Origin of the sequence: Prevotella pectinovora (assembly GCF_041323955.1) — a bacterium.
GTDB lineage: Bacteria > Bacteroidota > Bacteroidia > Bacteroidales > Bacteroidaceae > Prevotella > Prevotella pectinovora.
In genome coordinates this window covers 13,427-39,729 of the sequence record NZ_JBGLIV010000002.1, presented here as the reverse complement: position 1 = coordinate 39,729, position 26,303 = coordinate 13,427, and the positions used below count along the sequence as shown (strand labels likewise).

Here is a 26,303-nt window from a genome sequence, read left to right as displayed (position 1 = left end):
ACCAAACAAAATGAAAGTCAGAGAAGAAAAGTTAAGAACAATTATAGAATGGTCGGAGAAAAACGAAGATGTAAGAGTTCTTCTTCTGACAAGTTCACTTGTAAATCCTTTAGCACTTGTTGACGAATTTAGTGATTTAGACATTGAATTTGTTTTTGAGGATAATACAAATTACATTTCAGACAAAAGCTGGACGCTTAAATTCGGAAATCCAATTGCTATGATTGAAGAAGACGAAAGTTGTTTTAACCATAAACACGCAATGAAAATGCTACTTTATGAAGACGGTGTGAAAGTAGATTTTAAACTTTACAGCAAATCAAAATTTATAAAGGAAACGCAAGAGAAAGAATTACCAGAAGATTGGGATATTGGTTATAAAATTTTAATTGATAAAGATGGTATTACAAAGCAAATGCTGAAACCAACTTATCAAATTTCCATTATCAAAAAACCGTCTGAAAAAGAGTTTCAAAATCTAATAAACGATTTTTGGTGGGACACAACTTACGTGGCAAAGTGTCTTGTGAGAGATGAAATATTCTATGCGAAATTTATGTCGGAAACCGTTATTCGCACAGAATATTTAATTCCTTTAATTGAATGGCACATTGCAAGTGAACACAATTGGAACATAACGACCAATAAATATGGACGGCTTTTCAAAAAGTATCTTAACCAGGAAATGTGGGCTAAAACAGAACAAACATTTTCAGGGAGCGATATAAAGGAAAATTGGACTGCTCTATTTTCAATGACTGATTTAGTTTCAGAAATAGGAACTGAATTGTCAAAAAAATTAGAGTACAAATACCCGGATAAATTAGAAAATGACATACGAAAATATTTAGCTGGACTAAAACCCAAAACATAACTACGTCGTACAACATCGTATTGGCAATAGGCGGGCTGAACGGCTTCGTATCAACGGAAGTGCAAAATTCAACTTCTGTTCTTCGATTAAAGTTCAGTGCTAAAAATCCCGCCCATCGCCAATACGCGGCACGTTACCTGCAAGCATAAAAAACCAAACCGTAAATTCAAGAAACTAATGAAATCAAAAAGTTTATTTTCTTTTATTGTAACACTTTTCCTTATTTATGGATGTTCGTCTAACAGACAAGCAGATGGAAAATCAAATATTTTGGCTAAGAACGACATAAATATACGGGGCGACTTCCAAAATTATTTTGACAGTTGCGGAGTTGAAGGCACAATTGCTATTTATGACATTAGAAATGATAAATGGATTGTATCGGACACAGTTGGATTAGAAATTGAAACGCTTCCAGCATCTACATTCAAGATTATAAATTTATTGATTGCTCTTGAAACTAATACTATCAAAGATGAAAACGAAATAATAAAATGGGTTGGTAGTACAGATACAGTTAAGTATGGTTATAGACCCGAAATTTATCACGATATGCCAGTCAAAGAAGCCTTTGAATTATCAGCAGGTTGGGTTTTTGTAGAACTTGCAAAGAAAATCGGAAAAGATACCTATAGAAAACACCTCGCAGAGAGCAAGTATGGAAACAATAATTTATCCCAAACTGAAGCCGATTTTTGGAATTTTGGAGACTTTGCAATTTCGCCTAAAAATCAGGTCGAATTTGTAAAATCTTTTTATGAAGAAAAATTACCCTTTTCTAAGCGAAATATTGACATTGTTAAAAACGTAATGATTACGGAACAAAATGAAGAATATACTATAAGGGCTAAGACAGGTTGGACAAGGGAAAATAACATCAATACAGGTTGGTGGACAGGGTACATTGAGACCAAAAATGGGACTTATATTTTTGCAACAAGACTTTTACAAGACAGAAAAATGAAAAGGTCTGATTTCGGAAGTTGCAGAAAAGAAATTACCAAAAAAGTATTTAAAGACTTGAATATAATTTAAAAGAATGCCAGCAGGTAACAGGCGTTTGGCTCAATGGCGGGTGACGTGGTTAATTGAACATTCTACCTCGCATCAACTTTTGTGGTGTATTGACAGTTTTGTGCTCCAAAATCCGCCACTGCGCCAAGCGCCAAACCGTTATGCGGCAGCTTAAAAAAAGACGACACCAAACCAAAAAAATCATCTTGACAACCACCCGACTTTGAACTACGAAGGATGAAATTTTTCAGGGACAACTTCCAGCATTTCCAAAAAACAGTTTAACCATTGACTTGGAGACAAACAAACAATTTGAGCATTAAGGTTTAAACCGAATTTTTCCGAAATTGACCTGACCTGACTTTTCCTGAAAATCGACTTTAAAGCTGTTTTTACAGATAAATCAGGTTTCTCTAACAGACAGGAAATAAATGCTAAGTATTTGGCTTTAAACTTAAAATCAAAAAATAAGTGTTTTCTTTTAATGTTTAACAGGGCTGATTTGACAGTTGGCGGTGGCAAGAAACTTTCAGGACCTACCTCATAGACAAGTTTCAAATCAAAAAAAGTATGATAGAAAACGGTATATGGATTGTAAAGCTTCCTCGAAAATAACTTTTGTGTAGGTTCTAATTGAAGGACAATGGAACCTCCCAGAAAATTTCCAAGACTCTCAAACATCAGGATTTTGAAAATATCGGAAGTAATGCCATAAGGAATATTTGACACCACTTTGAAAGGAAATTTCGGAACTGCAAAATTCCTAAAATCACAACCGACAACTTGAACATTTCGGGCATCAGAAAATAATTTTCGTAAATGTTCAACCAAAGCTGTGTCGTTTTCAATAGCAACAACATTGTTGGCGATTTTTAATAAATGAACAGTAAGAAACCCCTTGCCTGCCCCAATATCTAAAACCGTATCCTGATTACTTATATTTGCTTGTCTTATTGCATCTTTTATTAGCACTTTATCAATAGTAAAGTGCTGACCCGTAAAACGAACGGGCAATTTCTTTTTTGTCATTAGTAACTTCTTACAGGGTTATAATTCTTGTAAAGTTACATTCCTCCTCCCAACGCATGGTAAAGTTTAATTATACTTTGTATGCGTTCAAAACGAGTTTGTAACTGTTGCACTTCCGCTTCGAGAAGAGACTGTTTGGCGGTCAGCACTTCCAGATAGGTGGTATTGGAATGACGCATAAGCGATTCTGTCTTTCGCACAGCATCGCATAATGTTTCAACCTGTCGAGCATTGATTTCAATTTGCGATTTTGCCGTCTGCCATGCAGTCAGAGCATCGTTCACTTCTTTTCCAGCGTTCAGCAATGATTGCCGGAACAACAGTTTGGCTTCTTCCTGACGGCTTTTGGCTATCTTCAAGTTGGCGATGTTTGTGCCCCGGTTGAATAAGGGCTGTGTCAGGGAACCGATGGCATTGAGCAACCATTGTCCGGGATTTACGATTACGCCACCGCCGTTATTAGTCCATCCAAGAGTCCCCGAGAGGGTAATATTGGGATAGAAGGCGGCACGAGCCGCATTGGTGGCGTAGAACGCCTGCGCCAGTTCCATTTCAGCCTGACGCACGTCGGGACGGTTGGAAAGCAGTTGCAAAGGGACTCCAATCGAGACAGTATCGGGGAAAGCAGCCTCGGCCAGATTACTTCGTCCAATCGAGTGTGACGGCATGGCAAGTATCGCAGACAGGGCATTTTCTGTTTCGGAAATACTCTTGCGTATGGATAACAGGGATGCTTCGAGTCGCATCACGTTCGCCTTTGCCTGCAATACGCCGGCTTCGTTTGATTTCCCCACTTTTTTCAACGCTTCAAGAGTACGTACGGTAGTCCGCCAGTTCTCCAAAGTCCGGTTACTTATTGCCATTTGTGCGTCAAGCATGGCAAGGGTGTAGTAACTGTCTGCAATAGTGGCGACAAGCTGTGTCTGTACGGCCTGCCGGTAGGCACGGCTTCCTTGTAACGCGGCGGCTGCACCACGCTTTGCCGCCGTAAGTTTGCCGAAGATGTCCAGTTCCCAGCTTGCCGACGCTCCCACATTATATGTCTTTGCCGTTGCTCCGTCATGTTTATTGGCATTACCTTCGGCAGTCAGTCCCAGTGATGGAAGATATGATAGTCTGGCAGTCATCAGGACGGCTTCTGTCGCTTCCACGCGTAACCGTGCCACATTGAGGTCTGTGTTCCGTTCAAGTCCGGTTTCAATCAAGGACTGGAGTTTCGGGTCGGTAAACATTTCCCGCCACGACAGGGACGCGATGGTCGTTGTATCAATGTCCGCCGGTACGTCCCGATACAGATTCTCCGTTGAGAGGTCAGGACGATGATACCGGCTGTATGTGCCACAACCGGCAAACATCCATCCTGACAATATGATATATATTACTGTCTTCTTCATTTAATTATGCTTAACACGTTCTTGAATATATTGGAATACAATAAACAATGACGGCACAAGGAACAACAGAGCCAAAGTACCGACAATCATTCCACCGATTACACCTGTGGCAAGCGAACGGCTGCCGTTGGCACCCACTCCGTGCGCCATCATCAGCGGGACAAGACCGAACACCATGGACAGCACAGTCATCAATATAGGGCGCAGGCGGACTTTTGCCGCACTGTATGCTGCCTGTGCCAGCGTCATGCCTTCCGACCGCCGCTTGCCGGCGTATTCGGTAAGCAGGATGGCGGTCTTGGCAAGCAGGCCGATAATCATGATTAATCCGGTCTGCATGTAGATGTTGTTCTCCAGACCGAAGAGCCACGCAAACAGGAAACTGCCCATTAGTCCGCAAGGCACCGACAACAGAACCGCGAAGGGTATGAACACGCTCTCATACAAGGCGCACAGAATCAGATAGACCAGAACCATGCAGAGCAGGAATATAAGCGTGGCATTGTTGGTCGTCTTGCTTTCCTCACGCGAAATGCCGCCAAACTCGTATGTGTAATTTGACGGAAGCACTTCACGTGCCGTCTCGCCGATGGCTTCGAGCACCTGCCCTGAACTGTAACCCTGCGCCGGCGACCCGCTAATCGAGATGGCGTTGAACAGGTTGAAACGGGTGAGGTCTGACGGGCCGTTGGTCTTGGTCAGGCGCACGAACCGGCTCAAAGGCGACATGCCGCCATCGGAGGCGCGCACATACATGTGGTGCAGGGATTCCGCATTCACACGATATTCCGCCGGAGCCTGCATGGTCACATGGTAGAGCTTGGAGAACCGGTTAAAGTCGGAAACATATTGTCCGGTATAATAGCCCGACAATGTGGAAAGCACATCTGCGGGCGACACACCCGACTGCTCACATTTGGCGGCATCGATATCCACCCAGTATTGCGGATAGTCCGTGGCAAAGGAGGAATAGACTTCGCCGATTTCGGGTCGTTGCGACAAGGCTTCGACAAACTTGTCCGCCTCTTCCTTGAAAGCGGCGATGTTTCCGCCCGCCTTGTCCTGCAAATAAAGCTCGAAACCGTTTCCCATGCCGTACCCGGCAATCATCGGAGGCGACATGGCGAACACCGTGGCATCGGGAATATCTGAAGTGGCGGCATAAATCTTTCCGATGACATCATTCACCGACTGCCCCTCTCCCTTACGATCCTCCCAGTCTTTGAGTGTCACGAAATACATCGCCTGCGAGGGACCGGAACCGCTGAAAGAGAAACCGGCTACCGCACCGCTGTATTCAATCTCGCCGATGCTGTCGAGACGGCTGTTGATACGCTCCATCACCTTACTTGTCTGAGCCATGGATGTGCCGGGCTTCGTGTTCATGCTCACCATGACCGTCCCGGTGTCCTCTTCGGGAATAAGTCCCGTCTTTGTGACATTGACCAGCAGCACCAGCAACCCGAAAGAAATGCCTATGATGCTCCACAACAGCCATCGGCGATGGATAATGAACATCACTCCACGTACATAGCGTCGGCTCAGACTGTCGAAGACGGCATTGAACGCTTTACGGAAACGGGCTGCAAAATTGTTCTTAGTGTTGCCCTGCTCATCGATATAGGGTTTCAGCAGCAGCGCGCAAAGTGCCGGTGAGAGTGTGAAGGCATTGACTGCCGAGATTCCCACGGCAACAGCCATCGTGATACCGAACTGCGTGTAGAACGCTCCCGAAGTCCCGCCCATCATGGCTACGGGGAAAAACACTGCCATAAAGATTATGGTAGAGGTCAGGATAGCCGACGAAACGCCTTTCATGGCATCATCAGCCGCGAGAACTGCTGATTGATAGCCCTCATCGAACTTCGCCTGCACCGCTTCCACCACCACGATGGCATCATCGACCACGGTTCCGATGGCAAGCACAAGCGCGAAAAGGGTGAGCAGGTTGATGGAGAATCCAATCATGGACATCACGGCGAATGTGCCGATGATGGAAACGAAGATGGATATGGTAGGGATAAGCGTTGACTTGATGTCCTGCAAGAACACATACACCACCACGATGACCAGAAGTATCGCTTCCAATAAGGTGCGAAGGACTGAGTGGATGGAGGCATACAGAAACTTGTTGGTGTCGGTAAGCACCACGAATTCCGTCCCTTCGGGCAAGTCCCGGCTAAGGTCGTCAAGCACTTCGTGAATCTCCTTGATGGTACTTGAAGCATTGGACCCGGCTTTCTGGTTGATGAGCATCATGGCTGCCGGATGTCCGTTCACCTCGGAGGAGTAGTTGTAGGATTCATCGCCCAGTTCCACATCCGCAACCTCTTTCAACCGAAGCACATTGCCGCCCGGTAGTGACTTAACGACCAACTCACCGAACTCTTCCGCGCCGGACAAGCGTCCGCGGTATTTCATCGTGTATTCATTGGCGGTAGGATGATTGGCACCGAAGGAGCCGGTGGCGGCCTCGATGTTCTGTCGTGCAAGTACGGCAGAGATGTCATCGGGGATAAGCCCGTATTGCGCCATCTTGTCGGGACGCAGCCAAAGTCGCATGCTGTAGTTGGAACCGAACAACTGTGCCTTTCCCACGCCGCTGATACGTTTCAGCCTCGGCTCGACATTGATTTTCACGTAATTGTTCAGGAAGGTCTGGTCGAAGCGGTCATCGGGCGAATAGAGCGCGAAAGTCATCAGTTCGGCATTCTGCTGCTTTTCAGTGGTGACACCGGTCTTGGTGGCTTCCGCCGGAAGCTGGCTCAGCGCGCCGTTCACGCGGTTCTGCACGTTTACCGCCGCCATGTCCGCGTTGGTTCCCTGCTTGAAATAGATGTTGATGGAAGCATCGCCCGTATTCGATGCCGTGGAAGTCATATAGGTCATGTCTTCCACGCCGTTGATGGCTTCTTCCAGAGGGGTTATCACTGCCTTCTGCACAGTTTCAGCGTTTGCTCCAGGATAGGTTGCGAATACGTTGATGGTCGGAGGTGCGATGTCGGGGTATTGTTCCACCGGCAAGGAAAGCATGGAAATCATGCCCAACAGTACGATCACCACCGAGATAACGCCCGAAAACACCGGGCGGTCTATAAAAAATCGCAGGTTCATTTCGGTTCGTTTTTAGGGGTTATGCTCATGCCTTCTCTCACCAGCCCCACGCCTTCGGCGACAATGGTGTCACCGACCGAGAGCCCTTCTCTTACGATAAACCGGTTGCCGTCGTTCAGGCGGTCCACCGTGAGATAGGCAGCTTCCGCCTGTCCGTTTTTCAGACGGTAAGCGATAGTCTTGTCTTGCAGTTCCACGGTGGCGGTCATGGGGATGGTTACGGCCTCCGTTTTCGGATTTTGAAGGATGACATTGCCGATGCTGCCACTCAACAGTTCGCGGTCGGGATTGGGGAACAGGGCTTTGATTTGTACCGTTCCGGTAACAGGGTCCACCACACCGCTTACGGTTTCGATATGTCCTTTCGCCTTGTACAGGCTGCCGTCGTTGAGTTGCAGGCGCACTTCCGGCGTTCCGGCTATCATGCTGTCAATCGAGTCATAGCGAGCCGAATATCGCCGTAGCATATTCTCCGAAATGGAGAAATAGGCATACATCTCCGCATTGTCGGACACGACCGTGAAAGGCTGCGCCATATTGGGGCCGACAAGCGCACCGATACGATAGGGCAATGTACCTACCACTCCGTTGCTCGGACTTTTGATTTCCGTATAGGAGAGATTGTTGCGTGCATCCGCTTCTTGTGCCTTTGCCTGTTCGAGTTCGGCAAGCGACACTGCCAGTTGGTTCCGGGCGAGAGAAAGATCGTAGTCGGATATGACCTTCTCGTCAAACAACGCCTGCTTGCCCTGCAGCTCGATTCGTGCCGTTTCCGCTTTTGCCTGTGCCGCGCTGACATTTGCCGATGCCGTACGCAATGCGGCCAGATAGGGAGCTTGGTCGATTACTGCCAATACTTGTCCGGTTTTCACCCGTTCACCCTCTTTCACGCACAGCCGGATGATGCGCCCTGATATTTGAGGCATGATGTCCACATCCTGCCGTCCGCGTATGGCGGCGGAATAGGACTCGGAGATTTCCACCGGACTTGCCGCGACCTTTATGACCCGATAACTCTGCACCGCATCCTGCTTGCCGTCCGCCTGCCTGCATCCGGTCGGCAGGAATAGCATGAGGGCAAATGCGGCGAAATTCGTGATAATGAATTGCTTGTTCATATTTTCTTCTTGTTTTGTATTAATTCATAATAGGTTTGGTGTGTCACCACTGACGGATGGTATTCCACTCTTTTTCGAGAATGGCATAAACACAGGTATCTTCATATTTGGGGGAGCCGTCAGGATTGTTTACGAATGTCACAAACTCTTTGAAACATCCTTCGCGGCGCATACCAAGACGTTCGCATAAGCGTTTGGAACGGATATTGTCATCTTCCACAAATCCATAGATACGCCGTGCGCCCGCCTCCCGAAAAAGATAATCCAACAATCCGGCTGCCGCTTCACAAGCGAATCCTTTGCCTTCAAAACGTTTGTTGAAATGCCACCCCACATTATAAGTGTCTTCATTCTCACGCAAAGCGAACACGTCACCGATAATAAAGTCATCTTTTTTCAGACTCACCGCATAGCGCAGCATGTCTTTCGGGGAATACTGCATATATGCCCATGCCGCCTCTCTGGAACAAAGGCGGTCTCCGGCAAAGCAATTCACACGCGGATGGGAAAGATACTCCAACAACCCTTCGGCATCCTTCTGTTTGAAATTTCGAATGATAATTCGTTCGGTTTCGATATATATTTCCTTGAAAAAGACTTTCTTGCCCTTGACAGTGCGAAGGACTTTCTGCTTGGGTATGAAATACTCTAAGCCATACGTTTCATTAGAGAGCCGATCTTCGGCAGTATTCTCGTTCTTGTAGGCCCGCATGACATACCACAGTATCTTATCCTTGTCCAATACATTCACCATACTGTTTTGACATGTGTTTTTCGAGAAAAGAACGTACTCATGGTTCATCCCGATATGCGTATCGGTCTGTATATCAGCAACTTTCTATGTGTTTCAACTACAATAGTCATCTATTCTCATCTTTCTGAGTCCACCCCCTGCAAAGCCCCTCTTTACGACATAAAAATTCGGTCGGAAAAGGTATGCAAAAGATGTTTCTCTCTTTAAGAGAAATATCGTTTTGCTAAACAGTTGATATTGAGGTATCATTTTATCGTAAAAGACATATTTGCTCAACAATTGCTTGACGGAAATCAACAAATTTTAGCATTTTTGTAAAAAAGTCGCTATATAATTTGGTGAATTGGAGTTATTTTCATATTTTTGCATCCCGAAGAGTTTCTCTTAAAGAGAGAAACACCTTTTTGCTCAACAATCCCCGACTTTTTTATTATAGTTGCGGTATCACACCGCAATACAATAGTTATAAATATTGAAATAAAGGTGCAGTGAGACGCTGCACCTCCTAAAGAGAATTGATGATGAGATTGTTGGCGTTGTCAACGACAGAGGTGTCCAATGAGGAGAGGTATATCTGTGTGGTTTTCTCGGAGTCATGCCCCAATGCCTCGCTGATAGTAGATACGGGCACGTTCTTGCTCTTGGCTATGCTTGCCCAGGAGTGGCGGGCTACGTAGGTGGTCAGGGGTACGGACAGGCCTATCATTTCTCCGATTTTCTTCAACTGCTTGGTGATACGGCTATAGGCATTCTTGTACTGTCTCCAGAATATGGCTCCCTCTCCTTTTGCTATAGGGAGCAGGTAGGGAGAATCATCTGTTTTGTACTTCGCCACTATCTCCTGCATGGCAGGTTCCCATTTGATGTGCAACTGTTGTGAGGTCTTCTGACGGCGGTAAATGAGCGTACTGCCATGCAGATTGCTTGGTGTAAGTTGTGCCATATCGATGAACGACATCCCACGGGTATAGAAACTGAACAGGAACATATCCCTTGCAAGCTCCAAACGGGGGTTCAGACTCAAGTCCAGCTCTTTCAGTTGCTTGATGATTTCCAAGGGGAGTGCCCGCTTGACGGTCTTGTCGATGCCGGTATATACATGCTTGAACGGTGAGGAAGAGATGACCAGTCCGTCATCTACGGCATGATTGTAGATGGTGCGCAGGTTGCGGATGTAGAAAGAGGTGGTGTTGCGGCACAGTCCGCTGTCTTTCAGCCACTGTTCATAGCCTTGTATCGTTGTCCCATCGACTTCCTCCAATGGCACATCGCCTCCTTTCAGGTAACGCTGGAGGCTGTTGAGGGTGGTTTTGTACCTTGCTACCATCCGCTTCTTGCCGATGCGTCTCAGTTTTTCGTTCAACTCCAGCGTATAGCCGATAATGCCATGTAATTCTTTTCCCTCATGGAAGTTGTCAACGACGGTGTCTGCTGTATATGACTGCCCTTCCTTGTCCAACCGTGCAATGACCAACAGCAGTTTCTTCCTGTCAGCATCCAATGTATCTTTCAAGGAAAGAAGATAGGCTTGACGTTGTGGAGTGACGGAAGTTGGCAAAATGATGTTTGAATGGTCCGCATCCCACTCTGAGGAATAGATTCTGTACTCTGTATGGATCTGACGTGCCACACGATTGTGTATCACCTGATAATACAGGCGACCCTCTTTCTCTTGAACAGATGATGTTCTGAACTTTAATTTGATGGATGCCATAATGCTCTGACTTTAACATTGAAATTGCAATTATTACCTTTATATATAATATAAGTGACAGACAAACAGGTATAGGAGGGATGGTGCCTCACCGCTCGGCATACAACAGCTGATATTCCACCCACCTCCGTTTCCTAATGGATGCCACTGCTTTTCCCCTCCATTTGCAATAGCTCAGATAGAGTGGCAGGATGTCCCTGTCGCCACGTTCCAATCGGGTGAGCAGGGACGCTTTCGGGTATCGTCCATTGCCTAACAACTTGGCTGGTCCAATCTGGTACGAGAGGGTGGCAAGCAGATAAGCATCCCTGCCATAACGGGCATATAGGCGCAGGTGCCGGAGGAGGTCTGTCCGTAACAGCAAATCTGCACGCTGACGTGTCAGTGTTTTCGGGAAACGCTCTCCCTTCTGTAGCTGGTGACCATAGCCCACATAGCCCGGTGTGGTCTTTGGGTCGTGCCAACCCTCGAAGTGTTTGGTAATGGCTACCATCCGTTCAAACAGTGCCCTGTCAATGGTTTGGCTTTGACAGGGCACGCTACAGATGGCCAACATGCTCAATAGTACGATGATGTATCTTCTCATTACATTATTTTATATAGGAGGTGCGATGTCTCACCGCACTCTAATCAATATCACTACATCATAGTGCGGAACTGCTGAATCTCTTTAATCATGGCTTTCACGTCCTCCCCAACCTGAACGAAGTTCTTGTAGAGGATGCGCTCTCGCTCTTCTTTCGACTTGAACTTATAGAACTTAGGGAGAGGGACATACTCCGATTCCTCCTTCTTTATTTCCGTCATATCGAAGTCGGTCTTGCAGTAGAACTTGGATGTCTTGAACTCCTCGCTCTCCTGGATGTTCATGCTTCCGTTCATCCCGGTCTTGGTGACTACGAAGTCACGGGCGGTCTGTCCACATATCCAACCTGTGGGCATATCGGAGATTTTGCTTGCAGGCACCAGGCTGTCCATATTCTCATTGAGGTTGATGGAGGTCTTGTCACGGTCGATGGTCACGCCCTTTTTGAGTTGCACTACTTTACCGAAGATGTCACTCGACAGCCATTCGAGGGTTTCCTTGGCTCTTGCCGAACCGCTCACCACATTGCCCACGGTGGTGATGATTTTCTGCATACCCACCTTGCCATAATCGGCTTCCAACTGCGGAAGTTCCTGAAAGCCAAGTGCCACGCTCACCTTGTTGCTTCGGGCTGTGCCTATCAGTCGGTCTATCTTGTGGAAATACAAGGTCGGCAACTCATCGACGATGATGCTGACAGGAACGTTCTTGCCCTGTCCTGTATTCACCCTCGTTACAAGGCGGTTGAGAATCAAGGCATTCAGTGCACCGATGATGCTCTCCATCTCGGGGTCGTTGGCAATGAGCAGATAACTTGGATTCTTCGGGTCACTGACCTTCAGGTCGAAGTCATCGCCGTCCTTGTGGAATATCCAGTAAGATTCCTTGGTGGCGAGACGGGAGGTATAGACACGTAGCGTGCCAATCATACCTTCCAACTGCTCCATGGCTTTGTTGGCAAAGGCAGTCTGGAACGGGCCAAGCAAGGGGGCTACCTCGTTGTCGGTCTGAAGTACCTCGAAGATGGTCTGATAACTCTCATTGAGGAACGATAGGATATGTGGCATGTCGCTGTACTTGCCCAACCAATAAGCGGGCTGCACCTCCGCGCCCGAATGGTCGAACACCCGTCCTGTGGGTATCAGCCTTTTCGTCTTTGGGTCTTCACGCCGCTCGGCAATCAGCATCTTTCCGTCCTTGTCGTAGGGCTCCTTGCCGTAGTTGCAGAAGAAATAGATGCAGGCGGCAAGGAAGTTGACGGCAGAGGTCTGGAAGAACTGGTCGCTGCCACCGCCGCCTTCCTTCTTGCCTTTTTGCAGGGATTCAAGCAGGGTCTCGGCGGTCTCGCTCGCTGCGGCAAGGTTGTTGATGTACTTCAACTGGATGGGGTTCACACGGCGCGAATACTCCACATCCACAAAGTTGATGATGTTGAACTTCATGCCATGGGGCATCTTGCTGTCCTTGGCATTCTTGTTCTTCAAGTAATGATAGTAGAGTTTGGTGGCGAGAGTGGGAAACTTATAGTCGTACACCACCATGGCAAAGCCCTTCTCGCTGTGCTGCCTGATAAACGGCTCGATGATGGAGAAGGTCTTACCAGAACCAGGAGTACCCACAACCCATGTGCCACGGAACGGATTGACGATGTTCACCCATCCCTTGCGGAACTTGCCCTTGTAATAATAGCGCATAGGGATGTTCACGCTGTACTTGTTCTCCTGCAACTCCCTGCATTGCTCAAAGCTCTCATTCTCGAAGTTGAAGCGGTCTTTCAGCAGCCCTTCCTTCAGGAACTTAGAGATATTGTCGAGGGCGATATGCACCAATACGACACCGACGATGGAAGTGAGCATATAGAGCCAAGTGTTCAAACGGAGGGTATAGAAACAGGGCATTATCGAATGACCGAACAGCCATACGGACTGCACAATCAGCAGCACTCCCGACAGCAGCGGATAGAGCACCTGCCTGCGAGCGTCAAACTCCAGATGCTTCTTGTTGCGCGTTCCCACACAGGTGATACATATCAGCAGGAACGTAGCCACCTTGCTATACACGAGGTTGCCGTCATGGTAAATCATCCACCGCTTGATGCGAGTGTGGATATCCGTCACTACGCCGCCCAAGAAGTCCAACTGCTCCGGCTCCAGTGCGTAGGCGAAGAACTCCATCAGGATGGAGACATAAATCACCGCCCTGAATATCTTGTAAAAACCCTGTAACTCTTTGCTTTCTTCCATTTACTTTACGATGATGTTGGGTGATAATGAGAAAAGATGAAGGATGCCACGGTGGACACCCTCCAATCCTCTTATGAGTTTTATTCGTAGCCGTTGATGGTCTTCTCAGACTCTACTGTCCACGGAGAAATAGTTGCAGATATGACCTCCAAGGTGTTGCGTACAGGCTTCAATGAATAGCTGTAGGAATGACCCGCTTTCCACGTGTCGTTTGTGAGGAATACGAAGTTCTCCCCATTGCTGAGTTGCAATGTCATGTCTGGCATAACCTGTGCAGGAACATAAAGCGTATATTCCATGTGGTCACTTTGTGGGTCGCCGAAATAATAGGTCGTCACCGACTCGTCACTGCATTCTACCTTTCCGGTCTTGATGTTGAAAGTACCGCTGTCAAAATAACCGACGAACGTGAGTAGGCTTCCTGCAAAATCATTGGTGGTGAAACCGTATTCTGGTGAGGTATAGACCTTGATGATGACACGCACCATCTGATGGGTGAAGTTCAATGTAAGGCTCGGATTGGCGTATGATGCCGCTCCACTGGCAAACAGAAAATCATTGACCTTCTGCTCACTCTGTACAGCTGCCTCCGGCACTTGGAACTCTATGAGGTCGTTGGTAGGATTTGCCGTATAGGGATAGTAGGCATTGAAGGTGTGAGTGTCTGTGTCCGTGAAAAACACCTTGTTGGCTGACACAAACTGATTCGTGCCGCCGCTTCGGGTGAACTTCATATTGTTGATCATCCCTGTGGAAGAGATGCCAATCATATCATTGAGTTCCCACTGGTTGTCAACGGCTCGTGTGGAAACGGCAGGTTGCAGCATCTCCAGATTGGTGAATACCTGAAGCTGCTTGGTTGATGTGCTGTCGGTCACGACCACAGAACCTCCGCCACCGGGCAGGTAAATCTCATTGACGATGTCTTGGTCACAGGACGTGAGGAGCATGGCTCCAAGTCCCAACATTAGAAACAAATTCTTTTTCATGCTTTTTCTTTTTTAATTGTTGTACTTTGATGATGATACGGGTGATACTCGATGTCTGTATATGGGCTAATCCATAATCGTGATGATGGGTCTCGCCTTATGCGGCTGCCACTTGGGAGTCTCCTGTATGGCACCGCTTCCCAGTGAGTAAAGCCATGCCTTGGCGGTCGCTTGTCCTTCTACCTCCGTTGAAGTCCAATACCAACAGTCATCATCCTCATCGGGGATAGGTGTGCCGCCGCATTTCAGGATGTATGGGTTGATGATGTCCTTGGCATGATAGAGCAGACGCATCTGTGCCACACTGGGGATATAGGCACTTTGCCCGTAACGCCACATGTCGAAGACACGCTCAGCCAAAGGCGACTTCACATCGGTCGTGCCATAAAGGGCAAAAGTGTTCTTGTTGCCGTCGTAGGCGGTGAGGTCACAGGATGTGTCCTGTTCCACACCGATACTGTCAGCAAAGGCTTCGGGAGCGATGTCCCACAGATAGACGGCATATCCGTTTCCCTCCATTTCTTCCCTCTGATTGACGTTGAACACCACTGCAATGGCTTGCTTGCACGATTGCTCGTAGGTTTCGTAGGGCATCACCTTGCCGTCAGTGGTCAAGATATGGGTGACCTTCATGGCTGTGTCGGGAAAGTCCTGATGCTCGTCACAGGCAGTCAGCAACACCGTTGCCGCAACTGCCAAGATTGAAAACAGTTTCTTCATACGCATAGTCATTTTACAGGAAGTTTCACACCCAGGACAATACCCGTTCTGAACAGGTCTTCACCCTTGATCATCACATCGGTCTTCACCTGCCAGAAGAGCTTCCAGCCGTGTCTGAGTGTATAGTTTTGCTCATAGCCGAGGTGGATGCCACCCAAGAACCTGTCAGTATCGCTACCTGCCGATGCTCCTATGCGCATGTTGCCATGGTGGTTGCGTCCTCTTGCCACACAGGGCTTATAGGCAAAGCCGAAACCATAACTGCGGTAGTTGTTCCAAAAACTCTCAGGACAGACATGACCGCACGATGCGCACTCGTTCCACTTGATATATCCGTTTGCAAAATACTCCCACGCATTGTGGTACTTCGTCTCATACTCGTAGGACAGCGTCACGTCCAGTCCTCGCTCATACAGGCATCCGAACCCCAAGGATATGCGGTCGCTATTCTGCTGCGCCATTGCCGGAGTCATGCTTGCCATAAAACAGATGACAACGAGTAAGGTATGCACAAGCCAATTCCTCACTCCTAATTCCTCATTCCTAATTCTCATTATTCCTCCTCCAACAGTATATGGTTAAACGAATCGGCAGACAGCACATCCTCATAGTCGATGCTGAGCGAGATGGTGCGTCCACTTATCTGTTTTTCCGACAGCTCGATGGTCAGCACCTTGTCGTTGGGGAAGGTCATCTTCTTCACCACAATCACGTTGCGATAGCCATACTTGAAGGTCTTCGCATCGTCCAACACAAGAGATGGGGTCAGTTCCACTATCTGCGCATTGGTAGCCTTGCTCTGCTTCTTGTCCGATAGTTTGATGCGCATCTCGTCGATGTCGAAGCGGATGTTGGTCTTGTTCTCCACGGAGAAGTCGATGAAGAAATATTCGCCCACGCTGTAGATGTTGTTCAGGCGCATTACCATGCGGTGCATCTTCGTCGCCACGTTGCGGTATTTGGCAGACGATGACCATATCTGACGTGCATACTTGGTCATGTCGGCAGTGGACAGGCTTACAGCGGGATTGTTGTAGGCATTGCGCTCCGAGCATTCTATTTCCTTATCGGTTACTGCCTCCTGCATCCTCGTGGTATAGAGCAGTGCATACTGCGTGCGGTAGCGTTCCGTCACGATTGTCACTATCGCCAACACCTCACCGTCGGCATACACGTTGTCCTTCGGCTTCAGGCGGATGGTGTTGTTGATGGGTTGGTCGCCCACCACCTTGTCTGTGGATATATCGACAAAGCGGATGGGTTCGGAGGCGGTGATGACGGTGGTCACTTGGTCGTTGACCGTCAGCTGCTCCATCTCCATGTAGGTGGTCTGCGCCTTGGCTGAAAGCACGCTCAGCGAAAGCAATGCACAGACATTCATTTTCTGAAAACAATTCATATTAGTTGATTTTTTGATGTTTATACTCTATGAGCCACCGTTCCCGACAATTCCGTTGTCGGGCAGTGTCTATTTCCTTTTCTCTTTCCCATTTACAAGGTAAACAAACGTCCCATACTTCAGCTTCACTTTGTCCTTCTTGATAGCCTTGCTGATGGCATTGCTTGTCTTCTGGTAGGCATTGGTCACGGCTTGCATTCCCCATTGCGAGAAACTGTTGTTCGCTCCACTCTGGTCGATGTTCATGTTGCTCTGCATAGCACCGCTCGCCACATCTTTCGTGGTCTCACGGAACTGGCTGCCGGGGACATACAGTCCCTCCAGTCCGTCCGTGTCATAAAGCGAAAGCGAAACCTTTATCAGCTCGTCATCCACAAGGATGGAGTTGATGCTACCCTTCACTCGCTGCGAACCGAAACCGCTCATGGTGGCATAGAGGTACGACCCTTTCTTCACCACGGTCTCACCAATCTCAATATCGTCCAACAGTCTCAGCCGCACCCTCGACCCGTCCGTAGCCTTCACGTCCTCGTCAATGATGGCCTTGATGAGCTTTGGCTCATGCTCGTTCTGCGTCAGGGTGTTGAAATAGTCCGAAGTCACCTTCACCTTCTTCACCACCTCCTGTGCCTTGTCCTCCTCGTCCAGTGCCTTCACCGCCTTGCTGTCCTCGGCAATCTGACCTTTCACCTCAATCTGCTCCTTGGGAGGCCCAGCCTGTGTGGTATCCTGGGCCACGGGGGCAACTGCCGCCTGTCCTCTCAGCCTCGCTTCGGCGAGTGCCTTGTTGAGTGCTTCGAGTGCTTCCGCTTCTCGCGCCTTGGCATCGGCCACTTCGGCTGCATCGTCCTTCTCTTCTGCCTGACGGACGAGTTCCGCAAGGTCTTCTTCTGTGTACTTGGATTCATACGCTTCTTTCTCTTCTTCGTTGTCACGCTCAATGTTATCAACAGCCGAATAGTCTGCTATGCGACCATACGACTTCGCCATGTTCTCATACTTGCCACCGATGCCGTCACCATTCTTAATCTGCGCTCCGGGCAGGTTGGGGTTCAGAAACTCGGTGGTCTGCAGGTTCTTGTCCTGCGTTTCCGCCACCTCCGTATTGAACATGTCAAAGACAAAATAGCCTGTGGCAATCAACGGGATGTACACGATGGCTGGCAGCATGTACTTCGGCTGACGGAAGTTTATCTTATCTGTTATTCTCATCGCTGTCTGATTTTGATGTTACTGACTTGTCTCGATTCTCCTCGTTGGTTCGATGCGTCACGGGAGGAGTGATGCAATGGGCTGCATTCATCATCTGCTTCATGCGCCCTTCCTGCCGCTCGATGGCACTTGCAGCCTCCGTCCGATGACCGTAATACCGCACCATCCTGTAGATGTTGATGCCGAAGCACGTGGCGACAAAGCCGAAGACGATGACGAGAAACAGCGTCTTGTGGGCATTGGCAAAGCCTTGCACCTTAGCCGCCGCACGGTCTATCCTCGCGGTCTTGGCAAACTTGCGCCCTGCCGCCACCTCCTTCTCATACCGCTTCTTGTACTTGGGGTCGTTCTTGTCGGGCATATCCTCGCCCACAAGCATCCGTCTGATTCCTTTTACACTCATACCGCTAGGATATTAGAAGTTTGACTTCGACTTCTGCTCAATATCCTTGTTGAGCAAGGTTCTCCAGTTCGTGATGAGCAGTCCATGAGGATTGTTCTCCGTCCTCGGCACGCGCTTCACCTGTCCCGCCGTCACCAATTCACGCATCAGAATATTGCTCCTTCGCTCTATCCTTTGCCTACCGTAGTAGGTGAACTCCATCTTCTCCTTGTTGAACTTGATGCTGTCGCAAAAGATGCTGAACACGGCACTCGTACCCATGATATTGTTGTAAAAGCCCTTTTCCTTCAGCGTATTGTACTGCGCCAAACCAGTTTCATCGACCAAATACATCGCCTTCTCCATCGAATAGCGGATGTACTTGTCATCGGGAGCAAGCGTAAAGAAGTAATGGTGGAACATCTCGATATGGCTCTTTGCCTCCACATCCAGCGTTTCCTCCATCGTGGTGCGGTTCACCAGTATGGGCACGTTGCCGTCCAATACATACACCTTTTGCTGCGCGTCCGTCACCATGCAGCGCGCCGTCCAGATGCTCGACACCGAGATGATGATGCAGCCCATGAGGAACGCAGAGCAGATGATGCCCACCAGCTTGATTTTGTTTTCTAAGTTCTTGATTACCATACGTTACTGCTTGTTTGAGGTCTGATTTCTCTTCATTCTCACATATTCACGGTGCAGGATGGTGTATATGTCCTTCTCAACTTCTTCCACCAGTTTGGCGTAATACTTGATGCAAGCCTCTACGTAGATGCCTTCGTATTTCAGTTGGATCCACACCCACCAGATGTCACGTTCACGTCTCCGTCGATTTCTGTAGATTTTGGCACGATGCAAGCGATAACTCAGGTAATCTACCATAGGCACTACATACTCGTCGTTATCCTCAAAGCCTTCTGCCATCTCCTCATACTGTGGGTCGATGTAGTTGTTTTCGGAATTGAAAAACTCTTCCTTTGCACGCTTGTTGGCAAACGCCATGAATTTCTCATCTTTGAGCCAACGCTCAATTTCATTTTTTGCTTTCATTTTTCTTGATGGTTACTTTTATTTGTTTCAATAGGAGGTGCGGTGACTCACCGCACACTCACATGTTATCTCATCACGGTCGCCATGGTTCCCGTAGCCGTCATCTTGGCTTGTTGTGCCACGCCCTCGCCGAAGTTTCGGGTTGAGAAGGCGGTGTCGCCCTCTGGTATCATCCATGCCGCAAGGTCGGGCACGAGGTTCAGGCATTTCAACGCCACGATGCTCGCTGCCATCAGATAGCCTGCCGAGAAGAACGAGTTTTGCAGATAGGCTGCCATCGTCTGCTCACTGGCGGTGATGGCCGTCAGGTTCTCTACCTGTATGCAGAGCACAATATCAAACAGCAACAGGACGTAGAAACCGACGAAGTAGAGCATGGCTCCGTAGAAATGAACTGTCAAATAACGGGTTAGCCACTTCGCCCACGCTCCTTCCCACTTGGGCAGCAACGAAAATGCCCATTGTATTGGACCGAATATAGTGAGCATTCCGAGCAATATCTGCTGACAGTATATCGTCGCCCACCAACCGATGCGGAACACGATCAGGGCTATCAGCATCACTATCTTGTCGATGCCCACCACGGCCCCTGCCGTCAGTGAGGTGAACCACAGTTTGCTGGCATCCTTCTCCATGTTGGTCACTTCGTCCACGCCCGTCTGCTCCATCGTCGCCTCTATCAGGTTGGGGTCTGATGTGCCCTTATGCGCCACGTCTGCCTGTGCCTGGAGGTCAGTGTACATCGAGTCCCTGACATATACCAACTGCTGCACCTCCTCAAACTTGTCGGAAATTTGGGTCGCCTCTGCCTCATAGAGGTCGTGGGTGTAACTGCCGATGCAATTGGGAATATAGGATAGAAAATCCAATACGCACCAGCTGCTGCCGCTGTTGGTCATGCCTGTGTCAGCAGGTGGGTACCACCAACAGAGGATGATGCTCACCACCAAGGGCTTGAACAGTTTCATCACGTCCAACGGTTCGTTCTTCACCATCATCTTGTAGGCCATGCTTGCCGCCACGATGATAGAGAACAGTGCCGCCAATGCCATACACATTTGGAGGATCCACCAGAACGGCCCTTGTGAGCCTGTGAAGGTGGCATCGGTCAGGAACTCGTTGGTCTGGAATATCACATCGTCAATCTCCTCTTCGAGGATGTTGATGCCGAAATCGCTGAGTATGTTGTCTGCCATCAGTGCCTGGTTCTATTGTTGATAATCTCTTTGATAAACTCTATGCCTTTCGGTGTCCATGACAGATAGAAGTGGTAGAAGCAGCGCATCCTGCCTGTGACATATACCGCAATGCCCTTGTCCTGAAGGTCTTCACGCAGTTTCCACATTCCATATTCCTTGGTGATGATGCCTTCCTCTTTGAGGGTCTTCACAATCTTGCCGTAGTAACTTCCGACATATTTGTGAAGCTTTGACATTGAAACTACCTCTAAATCAGATGGCATATAATGCTCATCAACGATGGGTGTCCTGCCGATAACGCTGATTCGCTTCGGCATCCTTGACATCTCCAACTGCCACTTGCCGTTTTTCCTCTTGGCGGCATAGAGACGTAACTGTATTTTTGATATTGATTCCATAGCTATTTCTTTATTTTATGTTCTTTCGATAACAGGAATGACTCCCACGCTCTTCAGTTTCTCATAGAGGAAGCGGCGACCTTTCTGTGTCCATTTGGTGTTCATGCGCACATCCTCCGTACCGTCCTTGTGTTTAATGAGGTAGGTCTCGCTGGTCACATAACCGCAGTCCTTGTAGTCGGCATACAGAATCCACTGCTTGCCACGCTGATACTGGATGTTCATCTCCTTCAGACGTCGGTTGAAGCGGATGGACGACTCGCCATAGTCCTGTGCTATCTGTGTGACCAGGACACTGCTCTTCGTGGCAAGGATGATGTCAAGGTAACTCACCTTGTCCTTCATCTCCGTCACCTCCTGTTGCAGGTCATCCACCTTGGATCCCAACTCAACGATGCGTGTCCTTTGGTGTTCACACTCCTGTTCGACAAGCAGACGCTTTTGTCGTTCTTCCTTCAGATTGACTGCTAACCGTATCAGGAAGTCTGGCTCTGCCAATGCCTTCTCGATGGTCTGCTGTGTCATATAGGCACCATGCTTGCGGATAGAGGGGAGCACCTCCGATGTCACCCACTTGCGGAAACGTTTGGCTTCGGGTTTGCGACTGTCAAGGATGACATCATACAGTCCGTCTTCATTGATAAAGTTTGTAACCTGTTCTCTTCCAAGACTATCCGAGATGGGGTACTTTGAAAGTACATCATCCGAAAGTCGTTGTACCAACTTGCTGGTTTTTAGTCCAAGAACTCTTGCCACATCAGCCAAACAGAACAAGGGTTGCTCTGGTGTTCCTGTGGTTCGGACTGCTCCAAATTCCTCGTTGTTGAAAATCTGAATATCGTTCATATCTCTATGCTGTTTTGTGATTATTTCTTCTCTTCCCTTATTTCTATCTGTTCACACTTTCTTCACCCTCACCGCTGTTGGCATCATCGCCGTCAGTGCCTGTCGAGCTCCTCACGCCCTTCATGTTTTCCTGCCAACGGCTCTTGGCATCGCTGATGATGCTGCCTTTATGTACTACACGGTCGTTGGTGGCTGCCAAGAGGGCGGTAGTCTGGCTTTGGGTGTTGAGCTGCACAAGGTATTTCAGTAGTGTCTCGTTCTGTGTCGTCAGGTCGGCATAGATGCTAAGATACTGCCGCTTTCTCTGTGCATTGGGCATATAGGCATCCTTGGTGGCTTTCACGGCACACTGGTACATATTGTACAGTTCCTCCCACCGACGCTTGTCGTTGATGGTGCCTCCTGTAGGGATGATATGGTCTATGTTCGCCTTCATCTTGTCCAACTGACCGTTGATCTTGCTGCTTTCGGCAAGCCAGGCGAGGTCTATCTGTCGGTCGGCTACGTTCAAGGCTTCCACCTCAGCACGCTTGGTGAGGGCAGAGTCTATCTTCTCCGCATCATCTACTTGGTTGTAGAGGTTGATGCCGGCAAGAGTGCGGAAACCTAACTTGTTCTTCTCTGCCGCTGTCTTCTTATAGTTGTTATGTAACAGCCAATAATAGAACTCAGGGGTGAGAGAACCGCCACCTGTCTCCATCACCGTTATCTGGTTCTGCTTGGAGGAGTCGTGGTTGTAGGTCACGCTCTGGGCTGTGGCTTTGATGGTGGTTGCTACCGCCATGATGAGTATCATTGTCTTCTTCATGTCCGTTCTTCTTTTGTTTACAATCCGTCAATAGTCAAGTTTTCCTGCCACTTTCCATCGGCTGAAGGCATCTTCCAGTATCTCTTCCTTCGTCCTCGTCCGATACACCTTCTCCTTCCAATAGCCCATGCGCAGCTGCACATACCGCCATGTCTGGAAGTAGGCTTGGTTCAGATGTTTTTCTATCAGGTCCAACGAATTGTTGATATTGTCCAACACCATCAGCAGGTCGGAAGTTGAACAGGCTGCCGCTCCTGTGGCATACAACACGAGGTCGTTGACGCTATGGTAGAGTTGGCTTCCTTCGTTGTATATGTTGTCGATGGCTTTCTTGTTGATGCTGATGAGCATCGTGTCAGCCAGTTCGATGTGTTTCCGCTTGATGACCTTATCATTGAAGTCCTCCAACAGGTTCTTGTAGTCACTGATGCGGTCGCTCACCGTCTGGTAGGTGCTCTTCACGTTCAGCACCGTGCGCAACGACTGGTACATCACATCGATGATGTCGAAGGCCCGGGTGTATTTGTCCAAATCCACATTCAGTTCCTTGTATTTGCCCACCTCTTCACTGCTGTATTCATGCAGCAGTTGATTGCTGTACTCCAAAGTGCTGCGTGCCAGCAAGAGGCTGCGCTGCTTCTTGTGGTCGTTGATGTATGCTTCCACCGATACCGCATCGAATCCCCATTGCGCCAAGGCTGTATTGGGGAAGAGGGTAATCAGCAGGAGAGCTATGATGATGGTATGTCTCATTCTCCGTTCCTCCCTCAGTTTTCGTTCTCGTTATCTTCACCATTCCCTCTGTTAGGGTCTGCATTCTCTCTCCATCGCTCGTAGCACTCTTCAATGAGTGTCCTTCTGCGACCTTGGTCTGCGTCGATTGAAGGAAGAATGTCCTTCAGCACGTCAATGATGCTGCGCTTGTAGTGCATCATTTTTTCTAATGATACCAAGTCGGCGTAAATCTTGGTGATACGGCTATCTACTTCACGGGCTATCTCCAGACGGTCGCTCGACCAGAGCAGGTGTATTACATCGTCATTGTCGGCGGTCTGGGTTGCCTCGCTCTTGGCATATTCTGTGGTGATGCTGCACGACGGGAACTCCTGGGCTATCTCCGAGATACGGCTGTTCACCTGCCTCGTCTTCTCCTCGTCAGAGGCATTCGGGTCAAGGGTCAGCACATCCACCACCTGTGTGTCGGTGTATTCCGAGGTCAGCTCCCACGATATTTGCAGTATCGCACGGTGTATCTTGATGCCAAGGAAGTACTTGGGCTTCCTTGCAATGGACAGTGTCGCCTTGAAGGTGATAATGCCGTTGATGTTGGGCATGGTGGCAGTTCGGACGTAGGTGTAGCCGTTCCACGAACCGGCACCTTGCCACGTGAGATTGTAGGCTGACTTCACATCCTGCATGATGGCAGGGATGCGGTAGTAGTCATCGGTGGAGGTGGCATTGTCGTTAGCCGCCTCGCTCTTGGCATTCTGTATGTCTGCCAACTGCTGCTGCCATGTCGCCAATTCCTTCTTCAGGTTGTCTATCTTCGTCTTGTTGACATTATGTTGCTGCCGCAAGGCAGGGGCTTCCTCCACAGAGGCATTGGCTATCTGCGTGAGCAGGTTCCTGTTCTCTGTCTCCAACTGGCTTATCTGCGCCTCCAACAGGGCTATCTTGCTATTCGCCTCACGTTCCTTCTCGTCCAGTTCCGATAGGTCGAGATTATTTTCTGATACGCTTGTCCTCATGGCGCATTCCTTGCTGTGGGCATTGAGCGAACCGCCGCACTCACGGCACTTGTACTGCGTGCTGCCCTGTCCGAGGGTGACACCGTCCGAACAGGTGACGCTGATGGTCACGCTCTCCACGCCCTTCAGTTTGGCGGCATCGGTGGCTTGATAGTAACGGCGTGCGTCACTGCCGATGTAATAGACATAGCCCTCCTCGTTGTCGTTATACTCCGAGAGACGTGCCTGCAACTGACGCTTGAAGGTATTCAAGTCCATGCTGTAGGAGTCGAAGACATCCTCATACACCTCTTCCACGTTGTTCCAGCTCTTGGTAACGTGTATCTCGTAGGCGTAGGCCTTCTTGGTCTGCTTGCCGCCACGGCTGATGATGTACGACGACATCCAATAGTTCATCGTATAGGTGAAGCCGTCGCTCTGGGCGTTGAGCTGCTGCACACGGCTGCGGCTCCATCCGGCATGGTTCTCCGAGTTGGCCAGTATCTGCTCTCGCTGCGTGCTGTTAGGGTAGAAGTTGGGGTCGGAGGTGTTGATACGATACCAATGGTCACCGTTCAGAATACTGTTGTCATCGGTCGGCGGATAGTAGTCACAGAGGCTTACGCTGCCTTGGTCTCGTCGGGCAATGTACCAACGCTGTGTATAGTAGTTGCCCTGCGTCTCGCTCAGATAGTCTGTCATCCACGAGGTGATGTTGTAGTTGGAGAGGTCGAAGAGGGCTGCCACGTTGTCCTCGCCACCCACCAGACTAAGGAGTGTGCTGCCGATGCCGTTCTCTGCCTGTTCATAGAGGTCATGGTAGTTGTCATAGATGTCGATGATTTTACTCACCTTGCCATTGAAAAGGTCGTTGAAGGCACTCTGCTGCAAGAGTGCGCCTGATGCCCCGTTGATACCTGCCGTCGCCAACGATGCTCCCATATTGTAAAGCGTCTCGATGTCGGCGGTGAGGTTCTCCACGGTGAAGTTGCCGGGCACACTGGCGATGTCATCCAACAGCTGCTGCCAATCTACATTGCCTATCTCCGAGAGTTTGAGGATGGCGGCTATCTCTTGGTTGATTTCCAAGAACTGAATGTCGGCAAAGGTCAAGCTACTGTTGGTCACGACACTCTCAAACTGCATACACAGCGACTTTGTGTCGGCGCATATCTTCATCAGGTAACTGCCCCAGTAGAGGGCGGTCTGCGGACTTTTCAGCATCATTCCTGCCACCGTCCATATCTTGGGCATAATCTTGTTCGCCACCATATTGTGGATGCGGCGGTAATAGTAGTTCTCCGTGCTACTGCTCCAAATGCCGAGGTCGGTGAATGCCTTGCGCTCCAAGAACTTGGCAGCGAAGATGCCGGCAGTGGCAACCTCTGCGGCATTGTAGTGCTTCAAGATTTCGCCCACCTGCTCGTTATAATAGCTCTCTGCCATAGCTCCAGCACCGAATGCGGCAGCCATGGCGGCAACGATCTGCTTGTCGTAGTTCACGCTGTAATACTGCGCATGAACCCTTCCCACGACAAGTGTAAGACACATATATATTATAATAAGGTATAAACGTCTCATTGCTTCACTACTTTACGTTTTTACTACTTTCAGTTTCTACTATTCCACTACTTTACTACTTGTAGTATTTACTATTGGTAGTATTCACTACTAATCGTATTTACTACTAATCGTAAATACTACCCAGCCACCGTTCCCGAAAGTTTTGC

24 protein-coding genes are annotated in these 26,303 nt (G+C 48.8%); 2 read left to right on the top strand and 22 right to left on the bottom strand.

All coding sequences use genetic code 11. The annotated features are described in order from the left end of the window. Positions 1–10: 10 nt before the first annotated feature. Together ACDC99_RS12810 and blaOXA are read left to right on the top strand one after the other, a co-directional pair. Entirely contained in the window at positions 11–874 is an 864-nt protein-coding gene (locus tag ACDC99_RS12810) for an aminoglycoside 6-adenylyltransferase AadS (RefSeq protein WP_003013318.1), read from the top strand. 177 nt (positions 875–1,051) lie between these two features. Further along, positions 1,052–1,909, top strand: a complete 858-nt coding sequence (blaOXA, locus tag ACDC99_RS12805; RefSeq protein WP_005938297.1) for an OXA-1327 family class D beta-lactamase — start codon at positions 1,052–1,054, stop codon at positions 1,907–1,909. 207 nt (positions 1,910–2,116) lie between these two features. Here the strand turns inward: blaOXA and erm(F) are convergent, their stop codons facing one another. From erm(F) to ACDC99_RS12695, 22 genes are all read right to left on the bottom strand, one after another. Next, positions 2,117–2,917 carry a 23S rRNA (adenine(2058)-N(6))-methyltransferase Erm(F) gene (erm(F), locus tag ACDC99_RS12800; RefSeq protein ID WP_002682030.1) on the bottom strand — a complete coding sequence of 267 codons (801 nt, stop codon included), beginning with the start codon at positions 2,915–2,917 and terminating at the stop codon, positions 2,117–2,119. 35 nt (positions 2,918–2,952) lie between these two features. Continuing rightward, on the bottom strand, positions 2,953–4,311 hold the full coding sequence (locus ACDC99_RS12795) for an efflux transporter outer membrane subunit (protein ID WP_195564244.1): 1,359 nt from the start codon (positions 4,309–4,311) through the stop codon (positions 2,953–2,955). After that, a complete protein-coding gene (locus tag ACDC99_RS12790) occupies positions 4,312–7,425 on the bottom strand; it encodes an efflux RND transporter permease subunit (protein WP_195564245.1) in 3,114 nt (1,037 codons plus the stop codon). Further along, positions 7,422–8,543: an efflux RND transporter periplasmic adaptor subunit gene (locus tag ACDC99_RS12785; RefSeq protein ID WP_100263566.1), complete on the bottom strand. Its 1,122-nt coding sequence runs from the start codon at positions 8,541–8,543 to the stop codon at positions 7,422–7,424. Before ACDC99_RS12785 ends, ACDC99_RS12790 begins: the two co-directional genes overlap by 4 nt. Positions 8,544–8,586: 43 nt before the next feature. Beyond that, on the bottom strand, positions 8,587–9,126 hold the full coding sequence (locus ACDC99_RS12780; protein ID WP_032939761.1) for a GNAT family N-acetyltransferase: 540 nt from the start codon (positions 9,124–9,126) through the stop codon (positions 8,587–8,589). Positions 9,127–9,802: 676 nt separating this feature from the next. Beyond that, the gene (locus ACDC99_RS12775) at positions 9,803–11,011 is read right to left on the bottom strand and encodes a putative resistance-associated DNA invertase (protein ID WP_005816149.1); all 1,209 of its coding nucleotides are present in this window, start codon (positions 11,009–11,011) and stop codon (positions 9,803–9,805) included. A gap of 88 nt (positions 11,012–11,099) precedes the next feature. Next, positions 11,100–11,597 (bottom strand): lysozyme family protein, encoded by a 498-nt coding sequence (locus tag ACDC99_RS12770; protein ID WP_005816141.1) that lies wholly within the window; start codon positions 11,595–11,597, stop codon positions 11,100–11,102. Positions 11,598–11,650: 53 nt separating this feature from the next. After that, a complete protein-coding gene (locus ACDC99_RS12765) occupies positions 11,651–13,840 on the bottom strand; it encodes a type IV secretory system conjugative DNA transfer family protein (RefSeq protein ID WP_005816140.1) in 2,190 nt (729 codons plus the stop codon). 80 nt (positions 13,841–13,920) lie between these two features. Continuing rightward, entirely contained in the window at positions 13,921–14,829 is a 909-nt protein-coding gene (locus tag ACDC99_RS12760) for a fimbrillin family protein (RefSeq protein ID WP_005816138.1), read from the bottom strand. A gap of 66 nt (positions 14,830–14,895) precedes the next feature. Then, positions 14,896–15,549 carry an Lcl C-terminal domain-containing protein gene (locus ACDC99_RS12755; protein ID WP_005816136.1) on the bottom strand — a complete coding sequence of 218 codons (654 nt, stop codon included), beginning with the start codon at positions 15,547–15,549 and terminating at the stop codon, positions 14,896–14,898. Positions 15,550–15,557: 8 nt separating this feature from the next. After that, positions 15,558–16,031: a hypothetical protein gene (locus tag ACDC99_RS12750; protein WP_425285375.1), complete on the bottom strand. Its 474-nt coding sequence runs from the start codon at positions 16,029–16,031 to the stop codon at positions 15,558–15,560. A 71-nt stretch (positions 16,032–16,102) separates the two neighbouring features. After that, the gene (gene traN, locus ACDC99_RS12745) at positions 16,103–16,948 is read right to left on the bottom strand and encodes a conjugative transposon protein TraN (protein ID WP_005816133.1); all 846 of its coding nucleotides are present in this window, start codon (positions 16,946–16,948) and stop codon (positions 16,103–16,105) included. Positions 16,949–17,017: 69 nt separating this feature from the next. Continuing rightward, entirely contained in the window at positions 17,018–18,160 is a 1,143-nt protein-coding gene (gene traM, locus ACDC99_RS12740; RefSeq protein ID WP_370756939.1) for a conjugative transposon protein TraM, read from the bottom strand. Further along, the gene (locus ACDC99_RS12735) at positions 18,144–18,563 is read right to left on the bottom strand and encodes a hypothetical protein (protein ID WP_005816127.1); all 420 of its coding nucleotides are present in this window, start codon (positions 18,561–18,563) and stop codon (positions 18,144–18,146) included. Before ACDC99_RS12735 ends, traM begins: the two co-directional genes overlap by 17 nt. 12 nt (positions 18,564–18,575) lie before the next feature. Then, on the bottom strand, positions 18,576–19,190 hold the full coding sequence (gene traK / locus ACDC99_RS12730; RefSeq protein ID WP_005816126.1) for a conjugative transposon protein TraK: 615 nt from the start codon (positions 19,188–19,190) through the stop codon (positions 18,576–18,578). Positions 19,191–19,193: 3 nt separating this feature from the next. Continuing rightward, positions 19,194–19,595: a hypothetical protein gene (locus tag ACDC99_RS12725; protein WP_005816123.1), complete on the bottom strand. Its 402-nt coding sequence runs from the start codon at positions 19,593–19,595 to the stop codon at positions 19,194–19,196. Positions 19,596–19,660: 65 nt separating this feature from the next. Then, positions 19,661–20,791: a hypothetical protein gene (locus ACDC99_RS12720; RefSeq protein WP_005816122.1), complete on the bottom strand. Its 1,131-nt coding sequence runs from the start codon at positions 20,789–20,791 to the stop codon at positions 19,661–19,663. After that, positions 20,791–21,192 (bottom strand): hypothetical protein, encoded by a 402-nt coding sequence (locus ACDC99_RS12715; RefSeq protein ID WP_005816121.1) that lies wholly within the window; start codon positions 21,190–21,192, stop codon positions 20,791–20,793. Before ACDC99_RS12715 ends, ACDC99_RS12720 begins: the two co-directional genes overlap by 1 nt. A 15-nt stretch (positions 21,193–21,207) precedes the next feature. After that, entirely contained in the window at positions 21,208–22,038 is an 831-nt protein-coding gene (locus ACDC99_RS12710; protein WP_005816120.1) for a phage antirepressor, read from the bottom strand. A 43-nt stretch (positions 22,039–22,081) separates the two neighbouring features. Next, positions 22,082–22,846: a DUF5045 domain-containing protein gene (locus ACDC99_RS12705; protein WP_005816119.1), complete on the bottom strand. Its 765-nt coding sequence runs from the start codon at positions 22,844–22,846 to the stop codon at positions 22,082–22,084. A gap of 27 nt (positions 22,847–22,873) precedes the next feature. After that, positions 22,874–23,599: a hypothetical protein gene (locus ACDC99_RS12700; RefSeq protein ID WP_005816118.1), complete on the bottom strand. Its 726-nt coding sequence runs from the start codon at positions 23,597–23,599 to the stop codon at positions 22,874–22,876. A gap of 14 nt (positions 23,600–23,613) precedes the next feature. Further along, positions 23,614–26,154, bottom strand: coding sequence for a hypothetical protein (locus ACDC99_RS12695; protein ID WP_005816117.1), 2,541 nt, complete (start codon positions 26,152–26,154; stop codon positions 23,614–23,616). Between the last annotated feature and the right edge of the window lie 149 nt (positions 26,155–26,303).

Coding starts and splice junctions, on each gene's coding strand:
- ACDC99_RS12810 (WP_003013318.1), top strand. CDS start 11: ATGAAAGTCAGAGAAGAAAAGTTAAGAACAATTATAGAATGGTCGGAG.
- blaOXA (WP_005938297.1), top strand. CDS start 1,052: ATGAAATCAAAAAGTTTATTTTCTTTTATTGTAACACTTTTCCTTATT.
- ACDC99_RS12795 (WP_195564244.1), bottom strand. CDS start 4,311: ATGAAGAAGACAGTAATATATATCATATTGTCAGGATGGATGTTTGCC.
- ACDC99_RS12790 (WP_195564245.1), bottom strand. CDS start 7,425: ATGAACCTGCGATTTTTTATAGACCGCCCGGTGTTTTCGGGCGTTATC.
- ACDC99_RS12785 (WP_100263566.1), bottom strand. CDS start 8,543: ATGAACAAGCAATTCATTATCACGAATTTCGCCGCATTTGCCCTCATG.
- ACDC99_RS12775 (WP_005816149.1), bottom strand. CDS start 11,011: ATGGCATCCATCAAATTAAAGTTCAGAACATCATCTGTTCAAGAGAAA.
- ACDC99_RS12770 (WP_005816141.1), bottom strand. CDS start 11,597: ATGAGAAGATACATCATCGTACTATTGAGCATGTTGGCCATCTGTAGC.
- ACDC99_RS12765 (WP_005816140.1), bottom strand. CDS start 13,840: ATGGAAGAAAGCAAAGAGTTACAGGGTTTTTACAAGATATTCAGGGCG.
- ACDC99_RS12760 (WP_005816138.1), bottom strand. CDS start 14,829: ATGAAAAAGAATTTGTTTCTAATGTTGGGACTTGGAGCCATGCTCCTC.
- ACDC99_RS12755 (WP_005816136.1), bottom strand. CDS start 15,549: ATGAAGAAACTGTTTTCAATCTTGGCAGTTGCGGCAACGGTGTTGCTG.
- ACDC99_RS12750 (WP_425285375.1), bottom strand. CDS start 16,031: ATGGCAAGCATGACTCCGGCAATGGCGCAGCAGAATAGCGACCGCATA.
- traN (WP_005816133.1), bottom strand. CDS start 16,948: ATGAATTGTTTTCAGAAAATGAATGTCTGTGCATTGCTTTCGCTGAGC.
- traM (WP_370756939.1), bottom strand. CDS start 18,160: ATGAGAATAACAGATAAGATAAACTTCCGTCAGCCGAAGTACATGCTG.
- ACDC99_RS12735 (WP_005816127.1), bottom strand. CDS start 18,563: ATGAGTGTAAAAGGAATCAGACGGATGCTTGTGGGCGAGGATATGCCC.
- traK (WP_005816126.1), bottom strand. CDS start 19,190: ATGGTAATCAAGAACTTAGAAAACAAAATCAAGCTGGTGGGCATCATC.
- ACDC99_RS12725 (WP_005816123.1), bottom strand. CDS start 19,595: ATGAAAGCAAAAAATGAAATTGAGCGTTGGCTCAAAGATGAGAAATTC.
- ACDC99_RS12720 (WP_005816122.1), bottom strand. CDS start 20,791: ATGGCAGACAACATACTCAGCGATTTCGGCATCAACATCCTCGAAGAG.
- ACDC99_RS12715 (WP_005816121.1), bottom strand. CDS start 21,192: ATGGAATCAATATCAAAAATACAGTTACGTCTCTATGCCGCCAAGAGG.
- ACDC99_RS12710 (WP_005816120.1), bottom strand. CDS start 22,038: ATGAACGATATTCAGATTTTCAACAACGAGGAATTTGGAGCAGTCCGA.
- ACDC99_RS12705 (WP_005816119.1), bottom strand. CDS start 22,846: ATGAAGAAGACAATGATACTCATCATGGCGGTAGCAACCACCATCAAA.
- ACDC99_RS12700 (WP_005816118.1), bottom strand. CDS start 23,599: ATGAGACATACCATCATCATAGCTCTCCTGCTGATTACCCTCTTCCCC.
- ACDC99_RS12695 (WP_005816117.1), bottom strand. CDS start 26,154: ATGAGACGTTTATACCTTATTATAATATATATGTGTCTTACACTTGTC.